We start from the raw sequence: 9343 nt of genomic DNA, 5'->3' as shown, positions 1-9343 counted from the left end.
AGATGGTAATGCCAGGTGATAACATTCAGATGACAGTAACTCTGATTGCACCAATCGCGATGGACGAAGGTTTACGCTTCGCTATCCGTGAAGGTGGTCGTACTGTTGGTGCTGGTGTTGTTGCTAAAATCATTAAGTAATCATTATTACTTAGCGATAAAAAGGGTGCTTCGGCACCCTTTTTACTGTCTGAGTTTTATGAAAATCATCTGATATCACTAATCCTAATTATTCACCAGCATTCTTTAAATCCTGATAGATATGGTGTTAGCATATTCTGATGAAAGTCAAAAGAATCGCTTAGAAATACAACAAGCATTAAACGCACAAGTTCTTTGTGAATCGATATTGTTGAATTTAATCCCAGATAGCCCTTGCGCTATGGCCCCAAATCTGTAAAATGCTCAGGCCTGCACTTTTATGTGGTGCGGTATAAGTTCAAATGAGAACTTATTACTAAAAGGTTTAGCCCATTCGGCATAAATTGATTAGTAACAATACTCCCGATCTGGGGGTTACATGAAGAACGATTACACTCCCCCATCAATCGAAATGGGTGTTAGTAGTAATTTTTTACGTTTATAAAATAATTGGAGCTCTGGTCTCATGCAGAACCAAAGAATCCGTATCCGCCTGAAAGCGTTTGATCACCGTTTGATCGACCAATCAACTGCGGAAATCGTCGAGACTGCTAAGCGCACTGGCGCTCAAGTTCGTGGTCCGATCCCGCTGCCGACCCGCAAAGAGCGTTTTACCGTTCTGATCTCTCCGCACGTCAATAAAGATGCGCGCGATCAGTACGAAATTCGTACTCACAAGCGTCTGGTTGACATCGTTGAGCCAACTGAAAAAACGGTTGATGCTCTGATGCGTCTGGATCTGGCTGCCGGTGTTGACGTGCAGATCAGCCTGGGTTAATCAGGTCATTGAGCGATTGAGAGGTTGAAACAATGATTGGTTTAGTCGGTCGTAAAGTGGGAATGACCCGCATCTTTACTGAAGATGGCGTATCTATCCCCGTTACAGTTATCGAAATTGAAGCGAACCGTGTTACTCAGGTTAAAGATCTGGCTAACGACGGATACCGTGCTGTACAGGTTACTACCGGTGCTAAAAAAGCAAACCGTGTAACCAAACCAGAAGCGGGTCACTTCGCTAAAGCTGGCGTTACAGCTGGCCGCGGCCTATGGGAATTCCGCCTGAATGAAGGTGAAGAGTTCGCAGCAGGTCAAGAAATTAACGTTGATATTTTTACAGACGTTAAAAAAGTTGACGTTACCGGTACATCAAAAGGTAAAGGTTATGCTGGCACTGTTAAGCGCTGGAATTTCCGTACTCAGGATGCTACCCATGGTAACTCTTTGGCACACCGTGGTCATGGTTCAATCGGTCAGAACCAGACTCCAGGTAAAGTGTTCAAAGGCAAGAAAATGGCAGGCCACTTAGGTGACGAGCGTGTAACCGTTCAAAGCCTGGACGTAGTACGTGTTGACGCTGAGCGCAACCTGCTGCTGGTCAAAGGTGCTGTTCCGGGAGCAACCGGTAGCGACCTGATCGTTAAACCGGCTGTCAAGGCGTAACGTCGAGGAGATAGGAATGGAATTGGTAATGAAAGACGCGCCTGGCGCGCTGACTGTTTCCGAAACTACCTTCGGGCGTGATTTCAATGAAGCGTTAGTACATCAGGTTGTTGTTGCTTATGCAGCTGCAGCTCGTCAAGGTACTCGCGCTCAGAAGACCCGCGCTGAAGTAACAGGTTCCGGTAAAAAACCGTGGCGTCAAAAAGGCACCGGCCGTGCGCGTTCAGGTTCTGTAAAGAGCCCGATCTGGCGTTCAGGCGGCGTGACCTTTGCTGCTCGTCCACAAGACCACAGCCAGAAAGTCAACAAAAAGATGTACCGCGGCGCACTTAAGTGCATTCTGTCCGAACTGGTACGTCAAGATCGTCTGATTGTAGTCGAGAAGTTCACTGTAGAAGCACCTAAAACTAAGTTGCTGGTACAGAAACTGAAAGAAATGGCTCTGGATGATGTACTGATCATCACTAGCGAAGTTGAACCTAATCTGTACCTGGCAGCAGGTAACTTACACAAGGTTGACGTTCGTGATGTTGCTGGCATCGATCCATTTAGCCTTATCGCTTTTGATAAAGTGGTGATGACTGCTGACGCTGTGAAGCAAGTAGAGGAGATGCTGGCATGATCCGTGAAGAACGCCTGCTGAAAGTCCTGCGCGCACCACATGTTTCTGAAAAAGCTTCTGGCGCAATGGAAAAGCACAATACTATCGTGCTGAAAGTTGCTAAAGATGCAACCAAGGCAGAAGTTAAAGCTGCTGTTCAGAAGCTGTTTGAGGTTGAAGTCAATGAAGTTCGTACTTTGCTGGTTAAAGGCAAAACGAAACGTCATGGTCAGCGTGTTGGTCGTCGTAGCGACTGGAAAAAAGCTTACGTCACTTTGAAAGAAGGCCAGAATCTGGACTTCATCGGCGGCGCAGAGTAAGTCGGAGGATTGAAAAACAATGGCAATTGTTAAGTGTAAGCCAACATCTCCGGGTCGTCGCCACGTAGTTAAAGTGGTTAACCCTGAGTTGCACAAGGGCAAGCCTTATGCCCCATTGCTGGAAAAAAACAGCAAATCAGGTGGCCGTAACAACAATGGCCGTATCACCACGCGTCATATTGGTGGTGGTCACAAGCAGCATTATCGTTTAGTTGACTTTAAACGCAACAAAGACGGTATCCCTGCTGTTGTTGAGCGTCTGGAATATGATCCGAACCGTTCCGCGAATATCGCGCTGGTTCTGTATAAAGACGGCGAACGCCGTTATATTCTGGCGCCAAAAGGCCTGAAAGCCGGTGACCAAATCCAATCTGGTGTTGATGCAGCTATTAAGGTAGGTAACACCCTGCCAATGCGTAACATCCCAGTGGGTTCTACGGTTCACAACGTTGAAATGAAACCAGGTAAAGGCGGCCAAATGGCTCGTTCTGCTGGTGGATATGTTCAAATCGTTGCCCGTGAAGGTTCCTATGTAACGATCCGTCTTCGTTCTGGCGAAATGCGTAAAGTATTATCTGATTGCCGTGCCACCTTAGGTGAAGTCGGTAACTCAGAGCATATGTTACGTGTACTGGGTAAAGCCGGTGCTAGTCGTTGGCGTGGTATTCGTCCTACCGTTCGCGGTACTGCGATGAACCCAGTCGATCACCCACACGGTGGTGGTGAAGGTCGTAACTTTGGTAAACATCCTGTGACTCCATGGGGCGTTCAGACCAAAGGTAAGAAGACCCGTAGCAACAAGCGTACCGATCAATATATCGTACGTCGCCGTAGTAAAAAATAATTAGAGGATAAGCCATGCCACGTTCTCTCAAGAAAGGTCCATTTATAGACCTGCACTTGCTGAAGAAGGTAGAGAAAGCGGTGGAAAGCGGAGACAAGAAGCCTGTTAAGACTTGGTCCCGTCGTTCAACGATCTTTCCAAACATGATCGGTTTGACCATCGCTGTCCATAATGGTCGTCAGCACGTTCCAGTATTTGTTTCCGATGAAATGGTCGGTCATAAACTGGGCGAATTCGCGCCGACTCGTACTTATCGCGGCCATGCGGCTGACAAAAAAGCCAAAAAGCGCTAAGGTAGGAGGAAGAGATGGAAACTATCGCTAAACATCGCCACGCTCGTTCTTCTGCTCAGAAGGTTCGCTTAGTTGCAGACCTGATTCGCGGTAAGAAAGTGTCACAAGCTCTGGAAATTTTAACCTACAACAACAAGAAAGCTGCTGATCTGGTTAAAAAAGTACTTGAGTCTGCCATTGCAAACGCAGAACACAACGATGGCGCTGACATCGACGATCTGAAAGTCGCGAAAATCTTTGTCGACGAAGGTCCAACCATGAAGCGTATCATGCCTCGTGCGAAAGGCCGTGCAGATCGTATCCTGAAGCGCACCAGCCACATCACTGTGGTTGTGTCCGATCGCTGAGACTCTGGAGAATAGCAATGGGTCAGAAAGTACATCCGAATGGTATTCGACTGGGTATTGTCAAACCTTGGAACTCTACCTGGTACGCAAATACCAAAGAATTCGCTGATAACCTGGACAGCGATTTTAAAGTTCGTCAATTCTTAACTAAAGAATTGTCGAAAGCTTCCGTTTCTCGCATCGTTATCGAGCGTCCTGCGAAGAGCATCCGTGTGACTATTCACACTGCTCGCCCAGGCATCGTTATCGGCAAGAAAGGTGAAGATGTCGAAAAACTGCGCAACGCGGTAGCATCTATTGCTGGCGTGCCTGCGCAAATTAATATCGCCGAAGTCCGTAAACCGGAACTAGACGCTAAATTGGTTGCTGACAGCATCACTTCACAGCTGGAACGTCGCGTTATGTTCCGTCGTGCTATGAAGCGTGCCGTTCAAAACGCCATGCGTATAGGCGCTAAAGGTATCAAAGTGGAAGTCAGCGGCCGTTTAGGCGGTGCTGAAATCGCGCGTACCGAATGGTACCGTGAAGGTCGTGTTCCGTTGCACACTCTGCGTGCGGACATCGACTATAACACTTCTGAAGCGCACACCACTTATGGTGTAATCGGCGTAAAAGTGTGGATCTTCAAAGGTGAGATCTTGGGTGGTATGGCTGCCGTTGAACAACCGGAAAAACCGGCTGCTCAACCGAAAAAGCAGCAGCGTAAAGGCCGTAAATAAGGAGCATCGCTGATGTTACAACCAAAGCGTACAAAATTCCGTAAAGTGCACAAGGGCCGCAACCGTGGTCTGGCTGCTGGTGCGGATGTGAGCTTCGGCACTTTCGGTCTGAAAGCTGTTGGCCGCGGTCGTCTGACTGCTCGCCAAATCGAGGCGGCACGTCGTGCCATGACACGTGCAGTTAAGCGTCAAGGTAAAATCTGGATCCGTGTGTTCCCAGACAAACCAATCACTGAAAAGCCGCTTGAAGTGCGTATGGGTAAAGGTAAGGGTAACGTGGAGTATTGGGTTGCCCTGATTCAACCGGGAAAAGTCCTGTATGAAATGGATGGTGTCTCGGAAGAAATCGCCCGTGAAGCATTCAAGCTGGCAGCAGCAAAACTGCCGATTAAAACCACCTTTGTAACTAAGACGGTGATGTAATGAAAGCACAAGAGCTGCGTGAAAAAAGTGTTGAAGAGCTAAACACTGAGCTGCTTAACCTGCTGCGTGAACAGTTTAATCTGCGCATGCAAGCAGCAAGCGGTCAACTGCAACAGTCTCACCTGTTGAAACAAGTGCGTCGTAATGTTGCACGTGTGAAGACTTTACTGAATGAGAAGGCGGGTGCGTAATGACTGATAAAATCCGTACTCTGCAAGGTCGTGTTGTTAGTGACAAGATGGAGAAATCCCTTGTTGTAGCGATTGAGCGTATGGTGAAGCACCCGATGTATGGTAAGTTCATCAAACGTACGACTAAGCTGCACGTACATGACGAGAACAATGAATGTGGAATCGGCGATCTGATCGAAATTCGTGAGTGCCGCCCACTGTCTAAGACCAAGTCCTGGACCCTGGTTCGCGTTGTAGAGAAAGCCGCTACTCTGTAATAGAGTATGCTTTCCTAAACAAAATAAACGGCTCAGTTAAACGGGCCGTTTATTTTTTCTACCCAACATCGGAAAGCGGTGGTATAATGCCGCGCCCCGATGTATGGGGCTTTTATACGACCCGTGAGGGTCCTTAGTAGTTGACATTAGCGGAGCACTAAGATGATCCAAGAACAGACTATGCTGAACGTCGCTGACAACTCTGGCGCACGTAGCGTAATGTGTATCAAGGTTCTGGGTGGATCGCACCGTCGCTATGCTGGCGTGGGCGACATCATTAAAATTACCATCAAGGAAGCAATTCCTCGCGGTAAAGTTAAAAAAGGTGATGTCCTTAAGGCTGTAGTGGTGCGCACCAGAAAGGGTGTTCGTCGCCCTGACGGATCTGTCGTTCGCTTCGATCGTAATGCTTGTGTGTTATTAAATAACAACAGTGAGCAACCGATCGGTACGCGTATTTTTGGGCCGGTGACTCGTGAACTGCGTTCTGAAAAGTTCATGAAAATCATCTCTCTGGCACCAGAAGTACTGTAAGGAGCGAACCATGGCAGCGAAAATCCGTCGTGATGACGAAGTTATCGTGTTAACCGGTAAAGATAAAGGTAAACGCGGTAAAGTTAAGAATGTTCTGTCTTCCAGTAAGATTGTTGTTGAAGGTATCAACCTGGTGAAGAAACACCAGAAGCCGGTTCCGGCTCTGAACCAACCAGGTGGCATCGTTGAAAAAGAAGCTGCAATTCAGGTTTCTAACGTTGCAATCTACAACGCAGCTACAGGCAAGGCTGACCGTGTAGGCTTTCGTTTTGAAGACGGCAAAAAAGTCCGTTTCTTCAAATCTAATAGCGAAACTATCAAGTAATTTGGAGTAGTACGATGGCGAAACTGCATGATTACTATAGAGAACAGGTAGTAAGTAAACTGGTAGAACAGTTTAGCTACAAATCTGTCATGCAAGTCCCTCGGGTCGAGAAGATCACCCTTAATATGGGTGTTGGTGAAGCGATCACTGATAAGAAACTGCTGGATAACGCAGCAGCTGATTTAGCAGCGATCAGTGGTCAAAAACCGCTAATCACCAAAGCACGCAACTCTGTTGCAGGCTTCAAAATCCGCCAGGGCTATCCGATCGGCTGTAAAGTGACCCTGCGTGGCGAACGTATGTGGGAATTCTTAGAGCGTCTGATTTCTATTGCTGTACCTCGTGTACGTGACTTTCGTGGCTTAAATCCTAAGTCATTTGATGGTCGTGGTAACTACAGCATGGGCGTGCGTGAGCAGATTATCTTCCCAGAAATCGACTATGACAAAGTCGATCGTGTACGTGGTTTGGACATTACCATTACCACTTCTGCGCAATCTGACGAAGAAGGCCGCGCTCTGCTGGCTGCCTTTAACTTCCCGTTCCGCAAGTAAGGTAGGGTTACTAATGGCTAAGCAATCAATGAAAGCACGTGAAGTTAAACGTGTGAAGTTAGCAGACAAGTTCTACGCAAAGCGTACTGAACTTAAAGCGATTATCTCTGATGTGAATGCATCCGATGAAGACCGTTGGAATGCAGTGCTCAAACTGCAAACTCTTCCACGTGATTCCAGTCCAAGCCGTCAACGTAACCGTTGTCGTCAAACAGGCCGCCCACACGGCGTTCTGCGTAAATTTGGATTGAGTCGTATCAAGGTCCGTGAAGCCGCAATGCGCGGTGAAATCCCGGGTCTGAAAAAGGCTAGTTGGTAATATCACCATTGAATCACGGGAGTAGAGACAGATGAGCATGCAAGATCCGATCGCGGATATGCTGACCCGTATCCGAAACGGTCAGGCCGCGAACAAAGTTGCGGTCACTATGCCTTCCTCCAAGCTAAAAGTGGCTATTGCCAAAGTGCTGAAGGAAGAAGGTTATATTGAAGATTATAAAATTGAAGGCGACACCAAGCCTGAACTGGAATTAGTACTGAAGTACTTCCAGGGAGCGCCTGTTGTAGAAAGTATTCAGCGAATCAGCCGTCCAGGTCTGCGCATCTATAAAAGAAAAGATGAGCTGCCAAAAGTTATGGCTGGTTTAGGTATTGCTGTTATTTCTACTTCTAAAGGTGTCATGACCGATCGTGCAGCTCGCCAAGCTGGTCTTGGTGGCGAGATTATCTGCTACGTAGCTTAATCAGGAGGAAAAAATGTCTCGTGTTGCAAAAGCACCCGTCGTTATTCCTGCTGGCGTAGAGGTAAAACTCAACGGTCAGGTTATAACAATTAAGGGTAAAAACGGCGAGCTGTCGCGTACAGTCCATGATTCCGTTGAAGTTAAACAGGAAAATAATGCAATTACTTTCGCTCCACGCGAAGGTTTTGTAGACGGATGGGCCCAAGCGGGTACCGTACGTTCTCTGATTAACGGAATGGTGATCGGTGTTACTGAAGGCTTCACTAAGAAGCTACAGCTGGTAGGCGTAGGTTACCGTGCAGCAGTTAAAGGTGATATGGTGAATTTAGCGTTAGGCTTTTCTCACCCAATTGACCACAAACTGCCAGCAGGCATTACTGCTGAATGTCCAAGCCAAACTGAAATCATCCTGAAAGGGGCTGATAAGCAGGTAATTGGTCAAATCGCAGCAGAATTGCGTGCCTACCGTCGTCCTGAGCCATATAAAGGCAAGGGTGTCCGTTACGCCGACGAAGTCGTGCGTACCAAAGAGGCTAAGAAGAAGTAAGGTAACACTATGGATAAGAAAGCAGCTCGTATCCGTCGTGCGACCCGCGCACGTCGTAAGATTAAAGAACTGTGTGCGACTCGCCTGGTGGTTCACCGTACTCCGCGCCATATTTATGCGCAGATTATCGCACCAAACGGTTCTGAAGTTCTGGCAGCCGCTTCTACAGTAGAAAAGGCTATCGCAGAACAAGTGAAGTATACCGGAAACAAAGATGCAGCAGCAGCAGTAGGTAAAGCTATCGCTGAGCGTGCACTGGCTAAAGAGATTACGAAAGTATCTTTTGACCGCTCTGGTTTCCAATATCATGGTAGAGTCCAGGCGCTGGCAGATGCTGCCCGCGAAGCTGGCCTTCAGTTCTAAGGTAGAGGTGTAAGATGTCTCACATCGAGAAACAAGCTGGCGAACTGCAGGAAAAGCTGATCGCGGTTAACCGCGTATCTAAAACCGTTAAAGGTGGTCGTATTTTTAGCTTCACCGCACTGACTGTAGTGGGTGATGGCAACGGCCGCGTTGGTTTTGGTTACGGGAAAGCGCGTGAAGTTCCAGCAGCGATCCAGAAAGCGATGGAAAAAGCCCGTCGTAACATGATGAATGTTGCATTAAACAACGGAACTCTGCAGCACCCTGTTAAAGGTGCTCATACTGGTTCTCGCGTATTCATGCAGCCAGCATTCGAAGGTACCGGTATTATCGCCGGCGGTGCAATGCGTGCCGTTCTGGAAGTCGCCGGAGTACGTAACGTATTAGCTAAGGCTTATGGTTCAACTAACCCGATTAACGTGGTTCGTGCAACTATTGATGCCTTGGAAAATATGAAGTCTCCTGAGATGGTTGCTGCCAAGCGCGGTAAAACTGTCGAAGACATTCTGGGGTAATGAGCAATGGCAAAGACTATTAAAGTTACTCAAACTCGCAGCTCTATCGGCCGTCTGCCTAAACATAAGGCAACTCTGGTCGGTTTAGGTCTGCGTCGCATCGGTCACACCGTAGAGCGTGAGGATACTCCTGCTGTACGTGGCATGATCAACCTGGTTTCTTACATGGTTAAAGTGGAGGAGTAAG

21 protein-coding genes are annotated in these 9343 nt (G+C 47.7%); all 21 read left to right on the top strand.

What is annotated here, in order from left to right; genetic code table 11:
* Positions 1 to 140 (top strand): EF-Tu C-terminal domain-related protein (locus LPW36_RS15155; RefSeq protein ID WP_476738496.1); only part of this gene is annotated, 140 nt, incomplete at its 5' end.
* 466 nt (positions 141 to 606) lie between these two features.
* Entirely contained in the window at positions 607 to 918 is a 312-nt protein-coding gene (gene rpsJ, locus LPW36_RS15150) for a 30S ribosomal protein S10 (protein ID WP_001181005.1), read from the top strand.
* Between the two features lie 32 nt (positions 919 to 950).
* A complete protein-coding gene (gene rplC, locus LPW36_RS15145; RefSeq protein WP_140921469.1) occupies positions 951 to 1580 on the top strand; it encodes a 50S ribosomal protein L3 in 630 nt (209 codons plus the stop codon).
* A 16-nt stretch (positions 1581 to 1596) separates the two neighbouring features.
* Entirely contained in the window at positions 1597 to 2202 is a 606-nt protein-coding gene (gene rplD, locus LPW36_RS15140; RefSeq protein ID WP_108900583.1) for a 50S ribosomal protein L4, read from the top strand.
* Positions 2199 to 2501, top strand: coding sequence for a 50S ribosomal protein L23 (gene rplW / locus LPW36_RS15135; protein ID WP_047779692.1), 303 nt, complete (start codon positions 2199 to 2201; stop codon positions 2499 to 2501). The genes rplD and rplW overlap by 4 nt, the downstream gene beginning before the upstream one ends.
* Positions 2502 to 2520: 19 nt before the next feature.
* On the top strand, positions 2521 to 3345 hold the full coding sequence (rplB, locus tag LPW36_RS15130) for a 50S ribosomal protein L2 (protein ID WP_218466763.1): 825 nt from the start codon (positions 2521 to 2523) through the stop codon (positions 3343 to 3345).
* A 14-nt stretch (positions 3346 to 3359) separates the two neighbouring features.
* Entirely contained in the window at positions 3360 to 3638 is a 279-nt protein-coding gene (gene rpsS, locus LPW36_RS15125) for a 30S ribosomal protein S19 (RefSeq protein ID WP_029095678.1), read from the top strand.
* 14 nt (positions 3639 to 3652) lie between these two features.
* Complete coding sequence (gene rplV, locus LPW36_RS15120; RefSeq protein WP_047779694.1) at positions 3653 to 3985, top strand: 50S ribosomal protein L22; 333 nt, start codon at positions 3653 to 3655, stop codon at positions 3983 to 3985.
* Positions 3986 to 4002: 17 nt separating this feature from the next.
* On the top strand, positions 4003 to 4704 hold the full coding sequence (gene rpsC, locus LPW36_RS15115) for a 30S ribosomal protein S3 (RefSeq protein ID WP_108900580.1): 702 nt from the start codon (positions 4003 to 4005) through the stop codon (positions 4702 to 4704).
* A 12-nt stretch (positions 4705 to 4716) separates the two neighbouring features.
* Positions 4717 to 5127 (top strand): 50S ribosomal protein L16, encoded by a 411-nt coding sequence (gene rplP, locus LPW36_RS15110; protein ID WP_029095681.1) that lies wholly within the window; start codon positions 4717 to 4719, stop codon positions 5125 to 5127.
* The gene (gene rpmC, locus LPW36_RS15105) at positions 5127 to 5318 is read left to right on the top strand and encodes a 50S ribosomal protein L29 (RefSeq protein ID WP_230610965.1); all 192 of its coding nucleotides are present in this window, start codon (positions 5127 to 5129) and stop codon (positions 5316 to 5318) included. The genes rplP and rpmC overlap by 1 nt, the downstream gene beginning before the upstream one ends.
* Positions 5318 to 5575, top strand: coding sequence for a 30S ribosomal protein S17 (gene rpsQ, locus LPW36_RS15100; protein ID WP_230610962.1), 258 nt, complete (start codon positions 5318 to 5320; stop codon positions 5573 to 5575). Before rpmC ends, rpsQ begins: the two co-directional genes overlap by 1 nt.
* 162 nt (positions 5576 to 5737) lie before the next feature.
* Positions 5738 to 6109 carry a 50S ribosomal protein L14 gene (gene rplN, locus LPW36_RS15095; RefSeq protein WP_108900578.1) on the top strand — a complete coding sequence of 124 codons (372 nt, stop codon included), beginning with the start codon at positions 5738 to 5740 and terminating at the stop codon, positions 6107 to 6109.
* A gap of 10 nt (positions 6110 to 6119) precedes the next feature.
* Positions 6120 to 6434, top strand: a complete 315-nt coding sequence (rplX, locus tag LPW36_RS15090; protein ID WP_029095684.1) for a 50S ribosomal protein L24 — start codon at positions 6120 to 6122, stop codon at positions 6432 to 6434.
* A gap of 14 nt (positions 6435 to 6448) precedes the next feature.
* The gene (gene rplE / locus LPW36_RS15085; RefSeq protein WP_130593143.1) at positions 6449 to 6988 is read left to right on the top strand and encodes a 50S ribosomal protein L5; all 540 of its coding nucleotides are present in this window, start codon (positions 6449 to 6451) and stop codon (positions 6986 to 6988) included.
* A 13-nt stretch (positions 6989 to 7001) separates the two neighbouring features.
* Complete coding sequence (gene rpsN / locus LPW36_RS15080; protein WP_047779700.1) at positions 7002 to 7307, top strand: 30S ribosomal protein S14; 306 nt, start codon at positions 7002 to 7004, stop codon at positions 7305 to 7307.
* 31 nt (positions 7308 to 7338) lie between these two features.
* Positions 7339 to 7731, top strand: coding sequence for a 30S ribosomal protein S8 (rpsH, locus tag LPW36_RS15075; RefSeq protein WP_130593142.1), 393 nt, complete (start codon positions 7339 to 7341; stop codon positions 7729 to 7731).
* A 13-nt stretch (positions 7732 to 7744) separates the two neighbouring features.
* A complete protein-coding gene (gene rplF / locus LPW36_RS15070; protein WP_230610959.1) occupies positions 7745 to 8278 on the top strand; it encodes a 50S ribosomal protein L6 in 534 nt (177 codons plus the stop codon).
* Positions 8279 to 8287: 9 nt separating this feature from the next.
* Positions 8288 to 8641 carry a 50S ribosomal protein L18 gene (gene rplR, locus LPW36_RS15065; protein WP_130593140.1) on the top strand — a complete coding sequence of 118 codons (354 nt, stop codon included), beginning with the start codon at positions 8288 to 8290 and terminating at the stop codon, positions 8639 to 8641.
* A 14-nt stretch (positions 8642 to 8655) separates the two neighbouring features.
* Positions 8656 to 9156 carry a 30S ribosomal protein S5 gene (gene rpsE, locus LPW36_RS15060; protein WP_029095690.1) on the top strand — a complete coding sequence of 167 codons (501 nt, stop codon included), beginning with the start codon at positions 8656 to 8658 and terminating at the stop codon, positions 9154 to 9156.
* 6 nt (positions 9157 to 9162) lie between these two features.
* Positions 9163 to 9342, top strand: coding sequence for a 50S ribosomal protein L30 (rpmD, locus tag LPW36_RS15055; RefSeq protein WP_101080134.1), 180 nt, complete (start codon positions 9163 to 9165; stop codon positions 9340 to 9342).
* The last annotated feature ends 1 nt before the right edge of the window (position 9343 follow it).

This window comes from Limnobaculum eriocheiris, from assembly GCF_021010575.1.
GTDB lineage: Bacteria > Pseudomonadota > Gammaproteobacteria > Enterobacterales > Enterobacteriaceae > Limnobaculum > Limnobaculum eriocheiris.
This window is presented reverse-complemented; position numbering and strand designations above follow the sequence as displayed.

Excerpts from the sequence above, each read along its gene's own strand:
- rpsJ (WP_001181005.1), top strand. The coding sequence starts at position 607 with ATGCAGAACCAAAGAATCCGTATCCGCCTGAAAGCGTTTGATCACCGT.
- rplC (WP_140921469.1), top strand. The coding sequence starts at position 951 with ATGATTGGTTTAGTCGGTCGTAAAGTGGGAATGACCCGCATCTTTACT.
- rplD (WP_108900583.1), top strand. The coding sequence starts at position 1,597 with ATGGAATTGGTAATGAAAGACGCGCCTGGCGCGCTGACTGTTTCCGAA.
- rplW (WP_047779692.1), top strand. The coding sequence starts at position 2,199 with ATGATCCGTGAAGAACGCCTGCTGAAAGTCCTGCGCGCACCACATGTT.
- rplB (WP_218466763.1), top strand. The coding sequence starts at position 2,521 with ATGGCAATTGTTAAGTGTAAGCCAACATCTCCGGGTCGTCGCCACGTA.
- rpsS (WP_029095678.1), top strand. The coding sequence starts at position 3,360 with ATGCCACGTTCTCTCAAGAAAGGTCCATTTATAGACCTGCACTTGCTG.
- rplV (WP_047779694.1), top strand. The coding sequence starts at position 3,653 with ATGGAAACTATCGCTAAACATCGCCACGCTCGTTCTTCTGCTCAGAAG.
- rpsC (WP_108900580.1), top strand. The coding sequence starts at position 4,003 with ATGGGTCAGAAAGTACATCCGAATGGTATTCGACTGGGTATTGTCAAA.
- rplP (WP_029095681.1), top strand. The coding sequence starts at position 4,717 with ATGTTACAACCAAAGCGTACAAAATTCCGTAAAGTGCACAAGGGCCGC.
- rpmC (WP_230610965.1), top strand. The coding sequence starts at position 5,127 with ATGAAAGCACAAGAGCTGCGTGAAAAAAGTGTTGAAGAGCTAAACACT.
- rpsQ (WP_230610962.1), top strand. The coding sequence starts at position 5,318 with ATGACTGATAAAATCCGTACTCTGCAAGGTCGTGTTGTTAGTGACAAG.
- rplN (WP_108900578.1), top strand. The coding sequence starts at position 5,738 with ATGATCCAAGAACAGACTATGCTGAACGTCGCTGACAACTCTGGCGCA.
- rplX (WP_029095684.1), top strand. The coding sequence starts at position 6,120 with ATGGCAGCGAAAATCCGTCGTGATGACGAAGTTATCGTGTTAACCGGT.
- rplE (WP_130593143.1), top strand. The coding sequence starts at position 6,449 with ATGGCGAAACTGCATGATTACTATAGAGAACAGGTAGTAAGTAAACTG.
- rpsN (WP_047779700.1), top strand. The coding sequence starts at position 7,002 with ATGGCTAAGCAATCAATGAAAGCACGTGAAGTTAAACGTGTGAAGTTA.
- rpsH (WP_130593142.1), top strand. The coding sequence starts at position 7,339 with ATGAGCATGCAAGATCCGATCGCGGATATGCTGACCCGTATCCGAAAC.
- rplF (WP_230610959.1), top strand. The coding sequence starts at position 7,745 with ATGTCTCGTGTTGCAAAAGCACCCGTCGTTATTCCTGCTGGCGTAGAG.
- rplR (WP_130593140.1), top strand. The coding sequence starts at position 8,288 with ATGGATAAGAAAGCAGCTCGTATCCGTCGTGCGACCCGCGCACGTCGT.
- rpsE (WP_029095690.1), top strand. The coding sequence starts at position 8,656 with ATGTCTCACATCGAGAAACAAGCTGGCGAACTGCAGGAAAAGCTGATC.
- rpmD (WP_101080134.1), top strand. The coding sequence starts at position 9,163 with ATGGCAAAGACTATTAAAGTTACTCAAACTCGCAGCTCTATCGGCCGT.